Raw genomic sequence first — 22,218 nt, forward strand, 5'->3', positions numbered from 1 at the left:
TTGGAAGGTGTTATCGTGACAGAATTAGGAGTCCGTTTAAAAGAAGCAAGAGAAGCGAGAGGGCTTAGCCTGGAACAGCTTCAAGACTTGACCAAAATCCAGAAGCGATATCTCATCGGAATTGAAGAAGGCAACTATTCGATGATGCCCGGCAAATTTTACGTCAGGGCATTTATTAAGCAATACGCTGAGGCAGTAGGCCTGGATCCGGAAGAAATATTTGAACAATATAAGGACGAGATCCCTGCTACATATAGTGATGACCTGCCGGAACAGCTTTCACGCGTGCAGTCCCGGAAAAGCATGTCCCCTGGAAAGTCCAAGGTTCTGGATTTGCTTCCGAAAGTACTGGTCGGCATTGCCCTGGCCGCCTTTGTCGTCTTCGTTTGGTACCTTGTCGTCCAAAAGGCCGGAGGCGGAGGGGACGAATCAGGTTCCGAGGGCAACAATCCTGTCATCATCGAAGAGCCGGAGAATGCAGGCACCAATGATAACGGCGAAGATGGCGGAGCGGAAGAAGAGGCCGCAAATGACGAAGAGCCAGGAACTGAAGAAAATGCAGAAAATGAAGAAGCTGCCGAAGAAGAACAGCCGGCCCAGGAACTCTCTGTCGCCAATACCAGCGGCAGACAGGCCACATACGAACTTAAAAATGCCGATAAGTTCGAGCTGACCGTGAATTCAACTGGCGCAACCTGGGTAGACATCCGCAATGGTGAGGGCAAATCCGTCTTCCAGGGCACCTTAAAATCGGACGGAACAGACAGCAAGGAATTCGATTTCACGGACCAGCCCGAAGCCACGGTGGTCGTAGGATTCGTACCGGATACGGAGATACTGGTCAATGGCGAAAAACTGGAGTTCCCGTCGGACAGCACAAGGCAGGATATTACAATCCGTTATATTAAAGGCGAATAATAGTCATCGCTTTAGGTGACTATTTTTTCGCTTGCTTCATAAATAAGGATAAATTTCTAAACTTAGATTACTGTCCAGCTCCAGCGCCTAGCCCCTCGAGGTCATAAGCCACTCCAGAATTGAAGGCAAAGAGCCTTCTATTCTGTAGCGTCTTATGCTTGTCGGGGCTGACCAAGGCGCTTGCGCTTTTCTCAAGTTCTCGCAATGGAAAACCATCATGGCGCAGACATATTTTGTTTGGAGGATGTCAAATGAATATACCTAATAAAATTACTGTATCGAGAATTCTTCTTATCCCTATTTTTCTGATTGTGATGCTTGCCCCTTTGGATTGGGGAGAAGTCACTTTCCTGGGAGCAACCATGCCGGTAACCCATTTGGCCGGGGCGCTGATTTTCATTTTCGCCTCGACTACTGATTGGGTGGACGGCTATTATGCCCGTAAATATAATCTAGTAACGAACCTGGGGAAATTCCTGGATCCTCTCGCTGATAAACTGCTTGTGTCTGCGGCACTGATCGTCCTTGTGGAATTGAACATGGCTCCCTCCTGGATTGTCATTGTCATCATCTTCAGGGAATTCGCCGTTACCGGTCTGCGGGCCATTCTGGCAGAAGGCGGGGAAGTGGTCGCGGCCAACAATCTTGGCAAAATTAAAACATGGACGCAGATCATCGCGATTTCCGCCCTGCTGCTCCACAACATCATTTTTGAAATGATTTCCTTGCCGTTTGACGATATTGCCCTGTGGGTCGCCATGTTCTTTACGGTATGGTCAGGCTGGGATTATTTTATTAAAAATAAAGCAGTTTTCAAGAACTCCAAATAATGGCTTATTAGGCGGGTGGAAAAATGAATGCAGAAATCATTGCAGTCGGCTCCGAGCTGCTGCTGGGTCAAATCACCAATACAAACGCCCGTTTCTTGTCAGCGCAGCTGGCGGCGATTGGTGTGAACGTTTATCACCATACAGTGGTTGGAGACAATCCCGACCGTTTAAAAAGGGCGCTTGAGATTGCCGAAGAGCGGTCGAGCCTGATCATTTTTACAGGCGGACTCGGTCCGACCAAGGATGACCTGACCAAGGAAACAATCGCAAAACACCTGGAAACTTCCCTGGAAATGGACGAGTCGGCTATGCAGTCGATACAATCCTATTTCAGCAGGTCAAACCGGAAGATGACAGAGAACAACCGCAAGCAGGCGCTTGTCCTTAAAGGCTCACAGGTGCTGCCTAACGAGAATGGAATGGCGCCAGGGATGTTCCTGGCTGCCGCCGGGCATCATTACATGCTTCTTCCCGGTCCTCCATTCGAAATGGAGCCGATGTTTGCCAAATATGGCATCCCTGCTATTGCCGAAAAAATGGACTCCCAGGCAAAAATCGTCTCCCGGGTGCTGCGCTTCTTCGGAATCGGCGAGGCTGCCCTTGAAGCGCAGCTCGAGGATTTAATCGAGGCGCAGAGCAATCCAACCATTGCACCGCTCGCCGGCGAATCCGAGGTGACCATCCGCCTGACTGCTGGAAATGGCACGGAAGAAGGAGCTATTCAGCTGATTGATGAGGTTGAGGCGGAAATCCTCAGCCGGGTGGGCCAATTTTTCTACGGCTATGATGATACCTCGCTCATGAAAGAGCTTTTCAAGCTTTTAAAAGAAAAGAACCTGACAGTCGCTGCGGCAGAGAGCCTGACAGGAGGTTTGTTCCAGGAACAGCTGACCGCGATTCCAGGCGCAAGCTCCGTGTTTAAAGGCGGGATGGTGTGTTACTCGAATGAAGCGAAAGTGAAGCTGGTGCACGCTCGTGAGGAGACGCTTGCGGAACACGGAGCAGTCAGTGCTGAATGTGCCCGCGAGCTTGCCGAGAATGCTGCCAGCCTTCTTGGCGCAGATGCAGGCATCAGTTTTACCGGTGTTGCGGGGCCTGATGCCCTTGAAGGCCACCCGCCGGGTACGGTCTTCGTCGGTCTCTTTATAAAGGGACAGCCCGCGCTTGCCGAGAAACTGATTCTTGCAGGCACCCGCGAAATTAACCGGATACGCACCGTCAAACACGGCGCCAGCCTGCTGATCCAGGCATTGAAAGCCGAATAGAAGAACTTGCAAATATCCCTGGCTCCCGGTAGGAGCCGGGGATATTTTTATGGAGGATCACTGTAAAAGAGGTTGCTATTTGGTGATGGTGGGGCATTAATAGGTAATATGGCTGGAAGGCGTCCTCCGTGGAGGGGATGGAGGCCCATTTTGGCAGGGATAGAAGTGAAAGAGGTCCTCCATCCCTCTTTATCCCTCCTTCAATGCACCCCAAGAATAATCAGACAATAACCAAAAAGCTAGTTTCAAAGGATAGCAATACAGGGAATTCTCTTAAAATTCAATCGAAAAATCCAATTTCACCAAAAACTTACCATCCAAAATAAACGAATGGATGTTCGACTTTTTGCTCGACAAACGGAAAAAAAACAGGTATATTAATGATAGTGATTTAATAGTTTTTCGTTCTGGTATATAGCCAGACCGTTTTTATAATAAAGGAGGAAATTGAGTGAGCGATCGTCAAGCTGCTTTAGAAATGGCGTTAAAGCAAATAGAAAAACAATTTGGTAAAGGCTCAATTATGAAGCTGGGTGAGCAGGCAGAACGCAGGGTATCGACTTCCCCGAGCGGTTCGCTTGCATTGGATGTTGCATTGGGAATCGGCGGTTACCCACGCGGCCGTGTCATTGAAATTTACGGTCCGGAGAGTTCGGGTAAAACGACTGTTGCCCTGCATGCCATTGCCGAAATCCAGGCCCAGGGTGGCCAGGCAGCGTTCATTGATGCCGAGCACGCACTTGATCCTGTTTATGCTGAAAAGCTGGGTGTCAATATTGATGAGTTGCTGCTCTCCCAGCCGGATACAGGCGAACAGGCTTTGGAAATTGCGGAAGCACTTGTCCGAAGCGGAGCCGTTGACATTTTGGTTGTCGACTCGGTAGCTGCACTTGTTCCTAAAGCGGAGATTGAAGGGGAAATGGGAGACTCACACGTTGGTCTCCAGGCCCGTCTGATGTCACAGGCGCTGCGCAAGCTGTCCGGTGCCACCAACAAATCCAAGACCATTGCCATCTTCATTAACCAGATTCGTGAGAAGATTGGGGTTATGTTTGGAAACCCCGAGACAACGCCTGGCGGCCGCGCGCTGAAATTCTATTCCAGTGTCCGTCTTGAAGTGCGCCGTGCGGAATCATTAAAGCAGGGCAATGAAATAGTCGGAAACAAGACCAAAATCAAGGTCGTCAAAAACAAGGTTGCACCTCCATTCCGTGTTGCTGAAGTGGATATCATGTACGGGGAAGGCATCTCCAAGGAAGGCGAAATCATTGATATGGCTTCCGAACTGGACATCGTCCAGAAGAGCGGTTCCTGGTATTCTTATAATAATGAGCGTGTTGGCCAGGGGCGTGAGAACGCGAAGCTGTTCCTGAAAGAGAACCCTTCCCTTCTTCTGGAAATTCAGCAGAAGATTCGTGATCATTACGCCCTTGACGGCGAAAAAGTGATTACGGAGAATGAGGACGAAAAAGATCAGGAAGAATTTGAGCTTTAATTCTGGAAAAAAGCAAAGCCGAACGCCGGCTTTGCTTTTCTTGTACATAAGTTGGATTCTCCTGGAAGTGAAACTGCCGCTATCATCTGACAAACCCTTGACAATGAAAATAGGCAGCTTTACAATTAAAAATGTATATTTTTACTTTTTATAGTAATAAAAACGTTTAAAAGCCATTGCGCTGTATGTTGATGTTAGTTGACAATATACATGCCGACACTTTAAAAAACGTAACAAAAGTTCATAGCAAGAGGAGGTGAAAATGATGGAATTCATAATAATCATCTCCATTTTGCTTGGCCTAATCATCGGTGCAGTTGTTGGCTATTTTTATCGAAAATCCGTTGCAGAAGCAAAGATTGCCGGGGCAAAAAATGCGGCAGAACAGATTCTTGAAGATGCTAAGCGGGATGCGGAGGCATTGAAAAAAGAGGCCCTGCTTGAAGCAAAGGATGACATTCACAAACTTCGCACGGAAGCTGAACGTGAAGTTCGCGAGCGAAGAAATGAACTTCAAAAACAAGAAAATCGTTTACTGCAAAAGGAGGAGAATCTTGACCGGAAGGATGAATCGTTGAATAAACGCGAAATCCTTTTGGAGAAGAAAGATGACTCTCTGACCCAAAGACAACAGCATATTGAAAAAATGGAAAGCAAAGTGGACGAGATGGTACGCGCACAGCAATCCGAGTTAGAGCGAATCTCTAGCTTAACGCGTGAAGAAGCAAAATCCATCATTTTAGAACGTACAGAGCAAGAGCTTGCTCACGACATCGCTGTCATGATTAAAGAAAACGAAAACAGGGCGAAGGAAGAGTCTGATAAGAAAGCGAAGGAGCTATTATCCCTGGCTATCCAGCGCTGCGCAGCGGACCATGTTGCTGAAACAACAGTTTCCGTTGTCAATCTTCCTAATGACGAGATGAAGGGACGTATCATCGGGCGTGAGGGACGGAACATCCGGACACTGGAAACACTGACTGGAATCGACTTGATTATCGATGATACGCCAGAAGCCGTTATTCTTTCCGGTTTCGACCCAATCCGCCGGGAAACGGCAAGGCTCGCACTTGAAAAGCTTGTTCAGGATGGACGTATCCACCCTGCAAGAATCGAGGAAATGGTTGAAAAAGCGCGACGTGAAGTGGATGAGCATATCCGTGAAGTCGGTGAACAAACGACTTTCGAAGTGGGTGTCCACGGTCTGCATCCTGATTTGATCAAAATACTTGGACGTTTGAAATATCGTACAAGCTATGGGCAAAATGTCCTCAAACACTCCATGGAAGTCGCCCAGCTCTCAGGCCTCCTGGCTGCCGAGCTAGGTGAGGATGAGACCCTTGCGAGGCGTGCAGGCTTATTGCATGACATCGGCAAAGCAATTGACCATGAGGTTGAAGGCAGCCATGTTGAAATCGGTGTAGAGCTTGCGACCAAGTACAAGGAGCATCCTGTTGTCATCAACAGCATTGCCTCCCATCATGGTGATACTGAGCCGACTTCCATCATTGCTGTCCTGGTGGCTGCTGCTGATGCCTTATCAGCTGCGCGTCCAGGTGCCCGCAGTGAAGCGCTTGAAAACTATATTCGCCGTCTGGAACGACTGGAAGAAATCTCCGAATCCTATGAAGGTGTGGAGAAATCATTTGCCATTCAGGCAGGCCGCGAAATACGGATCATGGTCAAGCCAGACCAAATTGATGATCTCCAGGCCCACCGCCTGGCACGGGATATCCGCAAAAAAATTGAGGATGAACTCGATTATCCAGGCCATATCAAAGTCACTGTCATTCGCGAGACACGGGCAGTTGAGTATGCAAAATAAAGCGGTGCATTTGCACCGCTTTTTTAATTTTGGAAGAATGTGCACCTTAAAGAAGAGGTATCATTTAAATAACCTAAATAGATAGGGTGGGAATAATGAGGATTTTATTTATCGGGGATGTTGTTGGGTCCCCAGGCCGGGATATGGTAAAGCAATACTTGTCAAAGCTGAAAGAGAAGTACCGGCCGACCATTACCATCATCAATGGCGAAAACGCCGCGAGCGGCAAGGGCATCAACGAGAAAATTTACCGGCAGTTTCTTGAATGGGGGGCTCAGGCTGTCACGCTCGGGAACCATGCTTGGGATAAGAAGGAGATTTTTGATTTTATTGATGATGCCAAATATCTTGTCCGTCCAGCGAATTTTCCGGAAGAGGTTCCCGGAAAGGGAATTGTCTACTTAAAAGTGAATCAGGATGAAGTGGCGATTATCAATCTGCAGGGCAGAACGTTTCTGCCCCCGATTGACTGTCCATTTAAAAAAGCGGATGAACTGATTGAGGAAGCCAGAAAGCGCACGCCCATCATATTTGTTGATTTCCATGCAGAGGCGACAAGTGAAAAGCAGGCGATGGGCTGGTATTTGGACGGCAGGGTAACGGCAGTGGTGGGAACGCACACCCACGTCCAGACAGCAGATGAACGCATTTTGCCTGAAGGGACGGCCTATCTTTCCGATGTGGGGATGACCGGTCCTTATGAGGGCATCCTGGGAATGGAAAGAGAGGCTGTTATGAAGCGATTCCTAACTTCGTTGCCTGTAAGGTTCGAAGTGAGTGAAACAGGCCGAGACCAGCTGTCAGGGGCCATCATAGACCTGGACAGTAAGACAGGAAAAGCAAAGAAGATCCAAAGAGTGCTCATTAGCGATGATCATCCGTTTTTTGGGTAGTCTGTAGAGAAACATAGTTCAGGAAGATACTTTTGCGAGGCTTGCAATTCTTTTGTCCTCCTTCTCCTTTTTTAGACCTGTGCTGCATACAGGCGCAAGTCCATGAATATAGTAGAGTGGAACAAACTTATCCTGGGTGTGAGCTTGCATTCGGGTTTGGGGAGAAAATAAGGAGGAGCTAGGAATGGAAATATTAAAAGTTTCAGCAAAATCTAATCCTAATTCTGTAGCTGGTGCGCTTGCTGGAGTGCTGCGTGAAAGAGGGGCAGCCGAAATCCAGGCAATCGGTGCGGGTGCATTGAATCAGGCTGTCAAGGCAGTAGCGATCGCAAGAGGATTTGTAGCGCCTAGCGGAGTCGATTTGATTTGCATCCCGGCCTTTACCGATATTCTGATTGATGGGGAAGAACGAACCGCCATCAAGCTGATTATTGAGCCCAGATAGTCTGCGGGGAACATCACAAAGTAAAAACCATTCGTTTGCAGTTCGCTTTCGAATGGTTTTTTTGTGCCCAAAAGCACGGAGCCGCTGCTCACCGGGCTGCAGAGAAATTGTTATTTTGAAATAATAACTTAAAGGCAAGGGTTTCACAAGTTGGCTGCTTCCAGGTAAAAAATGATAGCAAAATTACGGTTTTTAACGTACAGCTCTTTGTGTAAACAGTATTTTTAAAGACAAATCTAAAAAATAAAAAAATATACGTATTTTGGTCAATATTTCCCTTGAAAGGGTTGCAATTTTTGGTGCATAGGTCTAGAATTGAAAGCGTTTAGTATTGGTCCAAGTAGAGGTTTTAATACAGGAAATGTTGGGTAATTCTAGTGATTTACTTGGAAAAGTGCTACAATTTATGAAAGAAACATAATTACATATTTTTTTCGTACCTAAAGGGGTGTAAGAGATGATCAATCAACTTTCATGGAAAGTTGGAGGACAGCAGGGAGAAGGAATAGAAAGTACTGGAGAGATTTTTTCGATTGCATTAAACCGGCTTGGCTACTATTTGTATGGATACCGCCATTTTTCTTCAAGGATTAAAGGTGGACACACAAATAACAAAATCCGTGTCAGCACAACGCAGGTCCGTTCCATTTCCGATGATTTGGACATCCTTGTTGCTTTTGACCAAGAAACCATTGATGTGAATTACAAAGAGCTTCACGAAAATGGCGTCATCATGGCAGACACGAAATTCGACCCTAAAAAGCCGGAAGATACGCAGGCTTCTTTGTATGCGGTTCCATTTACGGAAATCGCAACCGAGCTTGGCACATCTCTAATGAAAAACATGGTTGCCATCGGTGCTACAAGCGCTGTTCTGGACCTTGATATTAAAGTATTCGAAGAAGTAGTACAGGAAATCTTTGGACGCAAAGGTCAGCAGGTTGTCGACAAGAATATGGAGGCTATTCAGGCTGGCTATGATCATATGAAAGAAAAGCTTGGTGAGAAGGTTGGAGCTATGCAGCTTGACAAGGCAGATGGCCAGAAGCGTTTGTTCATGATCGGAAACGATGCAATCGCTCTTGGCGCCATGGCTGGAGGCTGCCGTTTTATGGCTGCCTACCCAATTACCCCGGCTTCGGAAATCATGGAATATCTGATCAAAAAGCTTCCTGCAGTTGGCGGCACTGTCATTCAGACAGAGGATGAAATTGCTGCTGTCACAATGGCGATTGGTGCAAACTACGGCGGTGTCCGTGCCCTTACTGCTTCTGCTGGCCCTGGTTTATCTCTTAAGATGGAAGCTATTGGCCTTTCCGGGATTACGGAAACTCCTTTGGTTATTGTAGATACTCAGCGCGGGGGCCCTTCAACTGGATTGCCGACAAAACAGGAACAATCCGATCTTATGGCGATGATTTATGGAACACATGGTGAAATTCCAAAGATCGTCATGGCGCCAAGCACGGTCCAGGAAGCGTTCTATGATACGGCTGAAGCCTTCAACCTTGCAGAGGAATACCAGTGCCCTGTCATCGTACTTACTGACCTTCAGCTTTCACTAGGAAAACAGACAGTTGAGCCGCTTGAATTTGACAAGGTGGAAATCCGCCGCGGAAAACTGCAGTCAGAAGACCTTCCTGAAATTGAAAATAAAGGATACTTCAAGCGCTATGAAGTAACAGAAGATGGTGTGTCACCGCGCGTGATTCCTGGAATGAAGAATGGCATCCATCATGTGACCGGAGTTGAGCATGAAGAGACAGGAAAACCTTCCGAATCTGCAGCCAACCGCATCGCACAGATGGATAAGCGCATGCGCAAGATTGAAAATATCAAATTTAATAATCCAGTTCATAAGAACGCTCCGCATGAGGAAGCAGACCTTCTGATCGTTGGTTTCAACTCGACAAGAGGCACGATTGAGGAAGCAATGGGGCGACTAGAGCAAGATGGAGTTAAAGTAAACCATGCTCAAGTTCGTTTGATCCATCCATTCCCGGTTGATGAAATCCTTCCGCTTGTCCAATCGGCTAAAAAGGTTGCCGTCATTGAAAACAATGCAACGGGTCAGCTGGCAAACATCCTGAAGATGAACGTCGGAAGCCATGGGAAGATCAACAAAATCCTAAAGTACGACGGAAATCCTTTCTTGCCGCATGAAATCCACACGAAATGCAAGGAGTTGTTCTAAATGGCCACTTTTAAAGATTTTCGTAATAATGTAAAACCTAACTGGTGCCCAGGCTGCGGCGACTTCTCCGTACAGGCCGCCATGCAGCGGGCAGCGGCCAATGTCGGGCTTGAGCCCGAGAATTTGGCTGTAGTTTCCGGAATCGGCTGTTCCGGCCGTATTTCAGGATATATCAATTCCTATGGGTTCCATGGAATCCATGGCCGCTCCCTGCCAATCGCTCAAGGTGTCAAAATGGCCAACCGCGATTTGACAGTAATTGCTTCCGGAGGAGATGGTGACGGGTTCGCGATTGGAATGGGACATACCATCCATGCGATACGCCGGAACATCGATATAACTTATATTGTAATGGATAACCAGATTTACGGTCTTACAAAAGGACAGACCTCTCCGCGTTCGGCGGCTGGTTTTAAAACAAAATCCACTCCGCAAGGTTCGATTGAGCAGGCGATTTCCCCAATGGAAATGGCTCTTACGGCAGGCGCAACCTTCGTCGCCCAAAGCTTCTCAACGGACCTTAAGGATTTGACGGCGCTGATTGAAGCAGGAATCAAGCATAAAGGTTTCTCTCTGATCAACGTATTCAGCCCATGTGTAACGTATAACAAGGTCAACACATATGACTGGTTCAAGGAAAACCTGACAAAGCTAAGCGATGTCGAAGGGTATGACCCATCCAGCCGCGAAACGGCGATGCAGACATTGATGAAGCATGATGGACTTGTTACCGGGTTGATCTACCAGAATACCGAGCGCAAATCCTATCAGGAAATGATCAATGGCTATTCTGAAGCGCCGCTTGCCCATGCGGACCTTACGCTTGACCAGGAATACTTCGATAAATTGACAGCGGAATTTGTTTAAGCTGTAAAGCCCCAATCTTCTGATTGGGGCTTTGTCTTGATGCCAAAGTAAAACAGGGGCAAGGAGGAAGGGCCTGCCTATCAAGGGTTTTTTTCAGGTGATAGCTGGAACTGTGACATGGGTTATTGTTTGTATGCCCCTTAACGTTTATAATTATTAATTGTATGTTTAAAGTTTTATTGAACTGTGATCTTGAAGAACAGCTCGCGAAAGGAGATCAAACGATGAATGAAAATCAGCGCCTTGAAGGCCAGCAAGTACAAAATGCCAATCCATCGGACAAAAAATCCGCCAAGGATTATAGCAAGTACTTCGAAACTGTTTTTGTTCCGCCTTCTTTAAAGGATGCAAAGAAACGCGGCAAGGAAGAAGTAAAATACCACGATGATTTCCAAATCTCCGAGGAATTCAGGGGCTTGGGGAATGGCAGGAAGTTCTATATCAGAACCTACGGCTGCCAGATGAACGAGCATGATACCGAGGTTATGGCTGGAATTTTCATGGCCCTTGGCTATGAACCGACAGATTCAGTGGATGATGCCAATGTCATTCTTTTAAATACATGTGCCATCCGCGAAAACGCGGAAAACAAAGTGTTTGGCGAACTTGGCCATTTGAAGCACTTGAAAACCCAGAAGCCGGACTTGCTTCTTGGAGTGTGCGGCTGCATGTCCCAGGAAGAGTCCGTTGTCAATAAAATCCTCAAGACCTATACACAAGTGGACATGATATTTGGGACCCATAATATCCACCGTCTCCCAAATATCCTGCATGAAGCGTATATGTCGAAGGAAATGGTCATCGAAGTATGGTCCAAGGAAGGCGATGTCATTGAAAACCTTCCAAAAGTCCGCCGTGGCAATATCAAGGGATGGGTCAACATTATGTACGGCTGCGACAAATTCTGTACCTACTGCATCGTTCCGTATACACGAGGGAAAGAGAGGAGCCGCCGTCCGGAAGAAATCATCCATGAAGTCCGCCAGCTCGCAGCGCAAGGCTATCAGGAAATTACCCTGCTCGGCCAAAATGTCAATGCGTATGGCAAGGACTTCACGGACCGCAAATACGGCCTTGGCGATTTGATGGATGAAATCCGCAAGATTGATATCCCAAGAATACGTTTCACAACCAGCCATCCGCGTGATTTCGACGACCACCTGATCGAGGTTCTGGCCAAAGGCGGCAATTTGATGAACCACATCCATCTTCCTGTCCAGTCAGGCTCAACGGATGTCCTAAAAATCATGGCCCGTAAATACACACGTGAACAGTATCTTGAACTGGTCAGAAAAATTAAAGCGGCGATTCCGGATGTGGCGCTCACTACAGATATCATTGTTGGATATCCGAACGAAACAGATGAGCAATTTGAAGAAACTCTCTCCCTATACAGGGAGGTTGGCTATGAGTCGGCTTATACCTTCATCTATTCGCCTAGGGAAGGAACGCCTGCTGCGAAAATGCAGGATAATGTACCTATGGAAGTGAAAAAAGAACGTCTTCAGCGCTTAAATGCTCTTGTAAACGAATTGTCTGCTGAGGCACTAAAAAAATATAAGGGCCAAACGGTTGAAGTGCTGGTTGAAGGAGAAAGCAAAAACAACCCGGATGTTCTGGCAGGTTATACAAGCAAGAGCAAGCTGGTAAACTTTGTTGGTCCGAAAACAGCGATTGGCAAGATTGTCAAAGTTAAAATCACGGATGCAAAAACATGGTCGTTAAACGGGGAAATGGTCGAAGAACTAGAATCGGTTGAGGTGAAATAGGATGGCGAATTATACAAAAGACGATATTATGGAACGTGCAAAAGAGCTTGCGCAAATGATTGCTGAGACAGAAGAAGTTGATTTCTTCAAACGTGCAGAGGCGCATATCCATGAAAACGAGAAAGTCAGCATGCTGATTTCTTCCATTAAAGGACTGCAAAAGCAGGCCGTTAATTACAAGCATTATGGCAAAGAAGAAGCCCTAAAGAAAACGGAAGAGAAGATTGCCAAGCTGGAAGCGGAACTGGATGAAATTCCGGTTGTCCAGGAGTTTAAGGAATCCCAGCTTGATGTCAATGACTTGCTGCAAATTGTAGCTTCTACCATCTCCAACACGGTAACAGATGAGATTCTCCGCACTACTGGTGGCGACGTCCTTCGCGGCGAAACAGGTGCAGCCCTTGCCAAAGGCGGCAGCTGCAGTCATTAATATGCACAGTAAGGTGTCAGGAACCTACCTATTCGGGAAGGCCCTGGCGCCTTTTTTGCTTCTTTGCCAACTCATTGCCTTTCTGTGGTTTTAGAAGCTTCAACTGGTAAAACAGCTCTCCTCGACGATCTCCTCCGGAACCTTTCAGGGCTATAGGCATATCATGTTATATGCCTTGATTGATACACGGGAGACAGATAAATCTCGCGCACACTAGACTACTGTCCCGCATAGGATGAAGTGAAAAAGATTGAGGAGGGTTCGCTCGCAATGGGAGAATACAGAGAGATTATCACGAAAGCCGTCGTAGCGAAAGGACGTAAGTTTACCCAGTCCAATCATACGATCTGCCCACCGCACGATCCATGCAGCATTCTTGGATGCTGGGTCATAAACCACAAATATAAGGCGAAAAAGTCCGGAAAAACAGTTGAGGTCAACGGTTCATATGAGATCAACTGCTGGTACTCTTTTGATGATAATACGAGAACTGAAGTTGTAACAGAAAAAGTGACGTATTGCGATGTCATCAAGTTGAAGTACCGTGACCCTGATTGCCTGGATGACCATGAAGTCCTTGTTCAAGTCTTGCAGCAGCCGAACTGCATTGAAGCAGTCATTTCCCCGAATGGCAATAAAATTATTGTCCATGTGGAGAGAGAATTCCTGACAGAAGTGATTGGCGAAACAAAAGTGTGCGTCGCCATCAATCCTGATGGATGCGAGGACTGCGACGATGACTGGGGCTTTGATGTCGATGACGAAGAATTCGAAGATTTGAATCCGGAATTCCTGCTTGGCGAAGAGGAATAGGATAAAACTAGGAAGGTTGTGCTTCCTAGTTTTTTTTTGCCGTTTTTAAGAAAGAGGTTACACCGGTGTATATAATATAGGAGAAAGTGTAAAATATTTTCCGAAAATTCACACATACTTCACAAAAAGAGTAAACATACTTGATATAGTAGTGGTAGGTACATAGATCTAAAAAGGGGAGAGAGGGATGGAGCTGCTCGTCGTAAAAGGTTTGACGAAGAAATTCAAGGATTTGGAGGCAGTTAAAAAAGTTGCCTTTTCCGTGGAAAAAGGAGAAGCCTTCGGTCTGCTGGGCCCTAATGGGGCAGGAAAAACGACCACAATCCAAATGATCACCGGCTTATTTCCGCCTACATCCGGGCAGATTTTTATCGATGGATTTGATATGGTTAAAAACCCAAAGAAGGCACAAAGCATGATTGGCATCGTTCCGCAGGAAATTGCCCTCTATCCTGCCATGAGTGCGGCAGAGAACCTGAAATTTTGGGGGAGGATGTATGGAGTGACAGGAGCCGAGCTCGAGCACCGGGTGTCAGATATCCTAGAACTAATCGGCCTTAAGGACCGGGCGAAAGACAAGGTGGGTACCTTTTCGGGAGGAATGAAGCGCAGGGTGAATATTGGCGCAGCCATTATGCATAAACCGCATCTCTTGATCATGGATGAACCTACAGTCGGAATTGACCCGCAGTCACGTTCGCATATTTTGGAGACGGTAAAGCAGCTGAACCAGAAAGGGATGACCGTCATCTATACAAGCCACTACATGGAAGAGGTCCAATATCTTTGCCAGAGGGTCGGAATTATGGATCATGGCGTATTTATTACGAGTGGAACCATCCCGGAGCTGCGGGAGACCATTGGCGACCGGTCGCGGATCAACCTGGATCTTGCCTCCCCTGCAGAGGGGATTGTGCTTGATGCCGGGCAGCTCGCTGGCATTGACCAGGCTGATATTGTCATGAATCCTCTGCAGATCACGATTTTCCACAAGGACCCCCAGCTGGTCCTTGCCGGGCTGATACAGCATGTGACAAGCCTTGGCTTGGCGATAAAGGGAGTTGAAATCATCGAGCCTAATCTTGAAAGTGTCTTTCTGCATTTGACTGGCAGAAGCCTGCGCGATTAAGGAGGGAGAGGGATGGGGTATTGGTGGCTGGCAGCAAAAGATGCGCTGCTAATGGTTCGCGATAAAAAAGCGCTGTTGACACTCGTATTTATGCCAGTTTTGTTAATCGGTATTTTAGGAGCAGCATTCGGAAACATGTTCTCGGAAGGCGATGCTGATGTTCCAGTTTTTACTCTTGGGATCGTCAACCAAGATGAAGGGCTGATGGGCGGGTATCTCGAAAAAGCAGTTTTTACTGAGATGATGGGAAAAGAAATTACCGTCAAAAACTTCAGTCATGAGGAAGTGTTGGTCGAGCTGGAAGAAAAGAGGGCTGCAGCAGGTTTGATTCTGCCTGCCGCCTTTTCCGAAAGCTTAATGGCAGGAAAAGCCGTTTCGCTTGAAATTATTTCGGCTCCGGGGAATGAGTTTCCTGCAATGATTGTGGAGAATGTGGTGCAGCAATTTTCCCGTCAGTCAGCCGTCCAGGCGGAGGGCATGAAATTCGCTGCTGAAGAGTCGGCAAAAAGAGGAGAACCTTTTCAGCCGGAAAATTTCTTAAACATGGAAGAGAGCAATGTATTTCCGGTTATTGAGGAAGTGGGTGTCGAGTCTGACCGCTCTCAAGTTGGGTCGTTCCAGTATTATGCGGCCGGTATGGGAGTAATGTTCCTGCTCATGACCGTGGTAACCGGTGTCGGAAGCATGATTGAAGAGAAAGAGCAGGAAGTATACCGACGCCTGCTGGTTACCCGGCTGACTTACTCCCAGTATCTCCTGGGAAAGCTGCTTGGACTGTTGTTATTGTCAGTACTCCAGCTTGGGGTCATTATTCTCGGCACAAGTGTGCTGTTTGGTGTGCACTGGGGAAACTCGCTTGCGGGCGTGATCCTGATTGGATTTGCGTTTGTATTTAGTGCCTGCGGTCTTGGCATCCTCTTCGGTTCGCTGGCCAATACCGAAAAAGCCTTCAGCGCTGGAGGAATGCTTGGAACGCAGATTCTTGCCGCTGCAGGAGGCAGCATGGTGCCTCTGTATATGTTCCCGGATTGGGTCAACTCAGTGATGCGGGTTTTTCCCAATGCGCTTGCTTTGCAAAGCTTTCTCGACTTGATGTCTGGCGAAGGTTTAAGGGATGTGGCAGGAGAGGCCGCTGCATTGTTCCTCATAGGCTGCCTGTTCCTTTTGGCTGCCTGGCTAAGACTTGCAGCAGGGAGGAGGAAGTCTTATGCCTAAAGTGTTTGCAATTGCCATGCTTCATATGAAAACGATGCTCAAATCCCCGGCGGGAATCATTTTAATGTTTATTATGCCGCTTGTTTTCAGCATCATTTTTGGAAATATGTCCGGAGAAGGGAATTCTTCCAAACCGATTGTCCTGGTTGTGGCAGGAAAGGATGCCAACAGCCGGCAAATGGTCAATTTGCTAAAGGACAATCATCAATACACATGGGAAGAAACAACGATAAATGAGGCTGCCCAGCGCGTGAAGGCGCAGGAAGCGATTGCCGCCGTCAGAATACATGGAGACATGGAAACCAGAATCAAACAGAAACAGCGTTTGTTCGAGGTGATCAGCCAGCGCAAGTCACAGGAGTATTTCACGCTCCTGCCTTTCCTCGAAGGAGCGGGCAGAACGGCGGTCGCTTCATTTGAATGGAGCGAAAATATGGAAAGCGGATCTGCTGCCCTTTTACTGGAAAGAATCGGAGAAAGGGAAGGAGTCCATCTCCAGAAGAAGGTTATCCAGAGAGAGGGTGCACAGCGGGAAGCTGTCAGTCTGATGACTATCGGCTTTGTCCTGATGTTTATGATGTTTGGCATATCGGGTGCCGCCTCCTCCATTCTTGACGAGAGAAAAGCCGGCACTTGGCAGCGGCTGCTGGTCACTCCTGTGTCACAGACTCAAATTCTCGGGGGATATTTGCTCTCCTACTTTTTAATGGGATGGATTCAATTAGCCGTTTTAATGGTGATTATGACTCTCTTCTTTCATGCAATATGGGGGAATTTACTGTATTTCATCCCATTTGCATCGCTGATTATTATCCTGATTTCGGGCTTTGGACTTATGATAGCAGGATTGGTGAAAACTAGCCAGCAGGCGGGAGCGCTCAATACTGTTCTCATTGTCAGCACCTGTATGCTTGGCGGTGTATACTGGCCTCTTGAGGTTGTTCCAGTATTTATGCAGCAAATAGCGAAAGCGGTTCCGCAAAGCTGGATGATGCTCGGATTGCGCGAAATCATCAGCGGAAGCCTCCATTCTGCCACCCTTGTCAAATCGGCGTTCATCCTGCTGGGCTTCAGTGTGGTTTTTTACGCGGTGGGAATATCAAAGGTGAAATTTCATTAAGGATGGCCAAGAACCTCTGCTTGGCCTTTTTCGTTTGAAAGCAGGCGGGAATTTTACGCCAACTGGAAAGCTGTCGGCCCCCCGAATGGAGAAAACCCCCACTGAAGAACCGTGTCTTGTATGATATAATAGATTTTTAGAAAAGGATCAAACATGTTTTTGGGGGACTTATGAATGGCTGCTTATACGCCGATGATGTTGCAATATTTACAGATAAAGGCAGATTACCAGGATGCCTTTTTATTCTTTCGCCTTGGCGATTTTTATGAAATGTTTTTTGAAGACGCAATAAAGGCATCGCAGGAATTGGAAATCACGCTGACCAGCCGTGACGGCGGCGGGACGGAGAGAATTCCAATGTGCGGGGTGCCTTACCATTCTGCGCAGGGGTACATTGAACAGCTCATCCAAAAAGGGTACAAGGTCGCCATTTGCGAGCAGACGGAAGATCCCAAGGCAGCAAAAGGGGTTGTCCGCCGTGAAGTTGTTCAGCTGATAACACCGGGAACTCTCATGGAAGGACGGGGCCTGAATGATAAGGAGAATAACTTCATTGCATCTGTTTCCGCTTTCGAGGGCGGTACATATGGGTTTGCCTGCAGCGACCTTTCGACCGGGGAAAGCCGGGTGACACTGCTCGCCGGGAATTTTGATGATGTGCTGAACGAACTGTCCTTGTCCGGTTCAAAGGAAGTGGTACTTGATTCTTCCACCCCGGACGAGCTTCAGAAAAGGCTGGCAGAGCGGTCTGTCCTCGCAATCTCTTATGAAGATAATACAGAGGTAAGCGAAGCCTATACGAATCTTCTTGAGGGCTTGGATAAAGAAGACGCAAAACTTTCTGCAGCCAGGCTGTTTAACTATCTTCACCGGACGCAAAAACGGAACCTCGATCATCTGCAGCCTGTCACATTTTATGAAATCCAGCAATATATGAAAATTGACTTCTTTTCAAAGCGAAATCTGGAACTGACGGAAACAATTCGTTCCACAGCGAAAAAAGGGTCGCTTCTTTGGCTCCTGGATGAAACAAAAACGGCGATGGGGGGCCGGATGCTCAAACAGTGGATCAACCGCCCGCTTATCAGCATCCAGGGAATACAAAGCCGGCAGGAAGTGGTGGAGCTGTTTATCTCCCACTTTTTTGAGCGTCATGAAATCCGTGAAAAGCTGAAAGAGGTCTACGATTTGGAGCGGCTCGCCGGAAGGGTGGCCTTTGGCAATGTCAATGCCCGAGACCTGGTACAGCTCAAGAAATCCCTGATGCAGGTTCCTGTCTTAAAGAAGACGCTGAATACGATGGGGGCAGAGGCGGCAGACCGTCTTGCCGAGAAGCTGGATCCCTGCGAAGAGGTTACAGACCTGCTTGAGCAGGCGTTGGTCGAAAACCCGCCTATTTCTGTTAAAGAGGGCAATATCATCCGCGATGGCTATGATGGGCAGCTTGACCAGTACCGTGATGCCAGCCGTAACGGAAAAACGTGGATTGCCAGTCTCGAACGCCAAGAGCGGGAAAAGACGGGCATCAAATCTTTGAAAATCGGCTATAACCGTGTGTTTGGCTATTATATCGAAGTCACAAAGGCCAACCTGCATCTTCTTCAGGAAGGCCAATATGAGCGGAAGCAGACTCTCTCGAATGCCGAGCGTTTTATCACTCCGGAATTGAAAGAGAAAGAGGATTTGATTTTACAGGCGGAAGAAAAGATTGTTGAGCTGGAATACGACATTTTTGTCAACATCCGGGAAACGGTGAAAGAATTCATTCCAAGATTGCAGGCCCTCTCCAAGGCGGTCAGCGAGCTGGATGTTTTGACAAGCTTTGCTGAGCTGAGCGAGCAGCGGCATTATGTGAAACCGGCATTTACGGAGGAGCGGAAAATCCTCCTGAAGGACGGCCGCCATCCTGTTGTTGAAAAAGTGATGTCTGCCCAGGAATACGTGCCAAATGACTGTTATATGGACAGCGAACGGGAACTTCTGCTGATTACAGGTCCGAACATGTCTGGTAAAAGCACCTATATGAGACAGATTGCCTTGACGGCGATCATGGCTCAGATTGGCTGTTTTGTACCAGCATCAGAAGCGATATTGCCTGTCTTTGACCAGGTATTTACCAGGATTGGGGCAGCAGACGATTTGATTTCCGGGCAGAGTACTTTTATGGTTGAAATGCTTGAAGCCAACAATGCGATTGCGAATGCGACTGAAAACAGCCTGATTCTATTTGATGAAATCGGCCGCGGAACGTCCACTTATGACGGCATGGCACTTGCCCAGGCCATTATCGAGTATATCCATGATAAAATTGGCGCGAAAACTTTATTTTCTACACACTACCACGAGCTGACGGCCCTGGACCAGGAACTGGGCAAGCTCAAGAACATCCATGTTTCAGCCATTGAACAAAACGGCAAAGTCGTGTTCCTTCATAAAATCAAGGAAGGGGCCGCAGATAAGAGCTACGGAATCCATGTCGCGCAGCTGGCGGAACTGCCTGCCGAGCTCATCGTCCGCGCAGCGGAAATACTTGAGGCACTTGAAAACAAGGATAAGACAGACACTGCATCTCAGCAGTCATCCAGTCCGATGGCTTCCACAGGCGGCCGGAGAACTGGCGAACTAGCCGGTTCCTTTAAGGACGGCTTGGCCGGACCAATATCCACGCCCGCAGCTGTAAAGGAAGCTGAACCTGCACTTCAGCAAGCTATTGAAAAGAGCGAGGAAGAAGCCCAGCTTTCCTTCTTTGAAGAGGTACCGCCAGTGAAACACTCCGCGGCAAGCAAGAAGGAAAAACGTGTTCTCGATAAGCTGAATGAACTTGATATTCTTGATATGACACCGCTGCAGGCGATGAACATGCTGTACGATTTACAGCGAAAACTGAGGAATTAACCTTACGATACTTTTACGGAGGGGGAGAAGATGGGGAAAATTAGGCAGCTTGATGATGCACTTTCGAACAAAATTGCGGCTGGAGAGGTCGTCGAACGCCCGGCTTCGGTTGTAAAGGAATTGGTGGAAAACGCGATAGACGCCGGAAGTACGGTCGTGGAAATCGAGATTGAAGAAGCGGGCATGGCAAAGATCAGGATTACTGACAATGGGGACGGCATTGAGGAGGACGATGTCCTTGCCGCCTTTCAGCGTCATGCTACAAGCAAAATCAAGGATGAAAACGACCTCTTCCGGATCAGGACGTTAGGTTTCCGCGGTGAGGCACTGCCAAGCATTGCTTCCGTCTCCCGCCTCGAAATGAAGACGTCAACGGGGCAGGATGCCGGAACAAAGGTGCTGATAGAGGGCGGAAAGGTCGTTAGTGTTGAAAAGGCCGACAGCCGCAAAGGGACCGACATTACCGTTACCGACCTGTTTTTCAACACCCCGGCCCGCCTTAAATATATGAAGACGATCCATACGGAGCTTGGGAATATCACTGATGTGGTCAACCGCATCTCCCTTGCGCATCCCGAAGTGTCGCTCAGGCTTGTGCACAATGGGCGCAAGCTTTTGAACACGAATGGAAATGGCGATCCAAGACAGGTTCTTGCCGCCATCTATGGCATGAATATGGTGAAAAGCATGGTGGAAATTTCCGCAGAATCCCTTGATTATAAAATCAGCGGCTGGATCACCCTGCCTGAAGTCACCAGGGCCTCGAGGAACTATATCTCCACAATGATCAATGGCCGGTTCATTAAAAATTATGCGTTGGCAAAAGCCATCCAGGAAGGCTATCATACATTGCTTCCGATCGGGCGCTACCCAGTTGCACTCCTCGATATCCAAATGGATCCCCTGCTGGTGGATGTCAATGTGCATCCTTCCAAAATGGAGGTCCGCTTGAGCAAGGAGCAGGAACTGAACCAGCTTGTCACGGAAGCGATTAAAAATGTATTTAAGACAAAGGAATTGATTCCGGCCGGTTTCGTCTCCAAAAAAGCCGAAAAGCCCAAGTCGGAGCAGACCTTCCTAGAGCTCGAGCACCTGCCTGATTGGCGGCAAGGCTTGAACAAGGGGGATGCATGGACCGGCAGCGGCTTGGAAGAGCAGGCGACAGGGCCTGCCACGCGTGATGCTGCTGAGGAACCTGCCTGGGAGCAGGACCTTCCTGAGGCAACAAAGGCCGAAGTCCCTGCTCCTGGCGGTTGGCCCAGCGGCAGGCTGGAAGTCCGTGAACGGGCATTGGAGGAGAATCTGTCCGAGGGTATTCCTTCAAATGGGACTGGCGACAAAATGCTGGAACAAGGTGATGTAAGACCGGTTCGGATGAATGGATTGCATGAGGAAGACAGAAGAGCAGAGGTCTGCCTAGAAAACGAATCATTTGCGGTGCCAAAGCCGCAAGTGGGGGACAGTGAAGCTGTCTCATCACGGGTACCGCCTCTCTATCCGATTGGCCAAATGCATGGAACCTATATATTGGCGCAAAATGACCGCGGCTTGTATATCATTGACCAGCATGCCGCCCAGGAACGGATCAAGTATGAATATTTCCGCGAGAAGGTCGGCCAGGTGGCAAGTGAGCTTCAGGATATGCTCGTGCCGCTGACTTTCGAGTATTCACCTGATGACTGCATCCGGATTGATGAGTACCTTCATGAACTCGAGAAGGTGGGAGTCTTCCTTGAATCCTTCGGGCATAACAGCTATATTGTCCGCTCCCATCCGCAGTGGTTTCCGCGCGGTGAGGAGAAAGAACTGATCGAAGAGATGATCGAGCAGCTCTTGTCGATGAAAAGGGTGGATGTCAAGAAATTGCGTGAGGAAGCGGCAATCCTGATGAGCTGCAAAGGCTCCATCAAGGCCAACCGCCATCTGCGCAACGATGAGATCCAATCATTGCTGGACGAACTTAGACGATCATCCGACCCATTCACCTGTCCGCACGGCCGTCCAATCATCATCCATTACTCCACTTACGAGATGGAGAAAATGTTCAAGAGGGTTATGTAAAAAAAGCGCATCCGAAGCCGGATGCGCTTTTTTGATGTTGTGATTATGAATGAA

The 22,218-nt window shown here is 48.0% G+C and carries 17 protein-coding genes; all 17 read left to right on the forward strand.

Features of this window, described 5'->3' with window-relative positions:
- Positions 1-15 precede the first annotated feature (15 nt).
- The 17 genes from ADU22_RS10970 to mutL all read left to right on the forward strand — a co-directional run bounded on the left by ADU22_RS10970 (position 16) and on the right by mutL (position 22,164).
- Entirely contained in the window at positions 16-918 is a 903-nt protein-coding gene (locus ADU22_RS10970) for a helix-turn-helix domain-containing protein (RefSeq protein ID WP_053362187.1), read from the forward strand.
- 251 nt (positions 919-1,169) lie between these two features.
- Entirely contained in the window at positions 1,170-1,748 is a 579-nt protein-coding gene (gene pgsA / locus ADU22_RS10975) for a CDP-diacylglycerol--glycerol-3-phosphate 3-phosphatidyltransferase (RefSeq protein WP_053362188.1), read from the forward strand.
- A gap of 23 nt (positions 1,749-1,771) precedes the next feature.
- Positions 1,772-3,013, forward strand: a complete 1,242-nt coding sequence (locus ADU22_RS10980; protein WP_053362189.1) for a competence/damage-inducible protein A — start codon at positions 1,772-1,774, stop codon at positions 3,011-3,013.
- Positions 3,014-3,464: 451 nt separating this feature from the next.
- Positions 3,465-4,508 carry a recombinase RecA gene (gene recA, locus ADU22_RS10985; RefSeq protein WP_053362190.1) on the forward strand — a complete coding sequence of 348 codons (1,044 nt, stop codon included), beginning with the start codon at positions 3,465-3,467 and terminating at the stop codon, positions 4,506-4,508.
- Positions 4,509-4,773: 265 nt separating this feature from the next.
- Complete coding sequence (gene rny / locus ADU22_RS10990) at positions 4,774-6,333, forward strand: ribonuclease Y (RefSeq protein WP_053362191.1); 1,560 nt, start codon at positions 4,774-4,776, stop codon at positions 6,331-6,333.
- Between the two features lie 95 nt (positions 6,334-6,428).
- Complete coding sequence (gene ymdB / locus ADU22_RS10995) at positions 6,429-7,226, forward strand: 2',3'-cyclic-nucleotide 2'-phosphodiesterase (protein WP_053362192.1); 798 nt, start codon at positions 6,429-6,431, stop codon at positions 7,224-7,226.
- 184 nt (positions 7,227-7,410) lie between these two features.
- The gene (gene spoVS, locus ADU22_RS11000) at positions 7,411-7,671 is read left to right on the forward strand and encodes a stage V sporulation protein SpoVS (RefSeq protein WP_029281188.1); all 261 of its coding nucleotides are present in this window, start codon (positions 7,411-7,413) and stop codon (positions 7,669-7,671) included.
- Positions 7,672-8,128: 457 nt separating this feature from the next.
- The gene (locus ADU22_RS11005) at positions 8,129-9,865 is read left to right on the forward strand and encodes a 2-oxoacid:acceptor oxidoreductase subunit alpha (protein ID WP_053362193.1); all 1,737 of its coding nucleotides are present in this window, start codon (positions 8,129-8,131) and stop codon (positions 9,863-9,865) included.
- Positions 9,866-10,732, forward strand: coding sequence for a 2-oxoacid:ferredoxin oxidoreductase subunit beta (locus ADU22_RS11010; RefSeq protein WP_053362194.1), 867 nt, complete (start codon positions 9,866-9,868; stop codon positions 10,730-10,732).
- 224 nt (positions 10,733-10,956) lie between these two features.
- Positions 10,957-12,501 (forward strand): tRNA (N6-isopentenyl adenosine(37)-C2)-methylthiotransferase MiaB, encoded by a 1,545-nt coding sequence (gene miaB / locus ADU22_RS11015; protein WP_053362195.1) that lies wholly within the window; start codon positions 10,957-10,959, stop codon positions 12,499-12,501.
- A gap of 1 nt (position 12,502) precedes the next feature.
- Positions 12,503-12,931, forward strand: a complete 429-nt coding sequence (locus ADU22_RS11020; RefSeq protein ID WP_053362196.1) for a YlbF/YmcA family competence regulator — start codon at positions 12,503-12,505, stop codon at positions 12,929-12,931.
- Positions 12,932-13,201: 270 nt separating this feature from the next.
- Complete coding sequence (locus tag ADU22_RS11025; RefSeq protein WP_046522097.1) at positions 13,202-13,744, forward strand: outer spore coat protein CotE; 543 nt, start codon at positions 13,202-13,204, stop codon at positions 13,742-13,744.
- A 193-nt stretch (positions 13,745-13,937) separates the two neighbouring features.
- Complete coding sequence (locus tag ADU22_RS11030) at positions 13,938-14,873, forward strand: ABC transporter ATP-binding protein (RefSeq protein WP_053364529.1); 936 nt, start codon at positions 13,938-13,940, stop codon at positions 14,871-14,873.
- 12 nt (positions 14,874-14,885) lie between these two features.
- Complete coding sequence (locus ADU22_RS11035) at positions 14,886-16,088, forward strand: ABC transporter permease (protein ID WP_053362197.1); 1,203 nt, start codon at positions 14,886-14,888, stop codon at positions 16,086-16,088.
- Complete coding sequence (locus tag ADU22_RS11040; RefSeq protein ID WP_053362198.1) at positions 16,081-17,208, forward strand: ABC transporter permease; 1,128 nt, start codon at positions 16,081-16,083, stop codon at positions 17,206-17,208. Before ADU22_RS11035 ends, ADU22_RS11040 begins: the two co-directional genes overlap by 8 nt.
- A 174-nt stretch (positions 17,209-17,382) precedes the next feature.
- Entirely contained in the window at positions 17,383-20,103 is a 2,721-nt protein-coding gene (gene mutS / locus ADU22_RS11045) for a DNA mismatch repair protein MutS (protein ID WP_053362199.1), read from the forward strand.
- A 30-nt stretch (positions 20,104-20,133) separates the two neighbouring features.
- Positions 20,134-22,164 (forward strand): DNA mismatch repair endonuclease MutL, encoded by a 2,031-nt coding sequence (gene mutL, locus ADU22_RS11050; RefSeq protein WP_053362200.1) that lies wholly within the window; start codon positions 20,134-20,136, stop codon positions 22,162-22,164.
- Positions 22,165-22,218: the final 54 nt, after the last annotated feature.

This window comes from Bacillus sp. FJAT-27251 (assembly GCF_001273925.1).
GTDB lineage: Bacteria > Bacillota > Bacilli > Bacillales > Cytobacillaceae > Mesobacillus_B.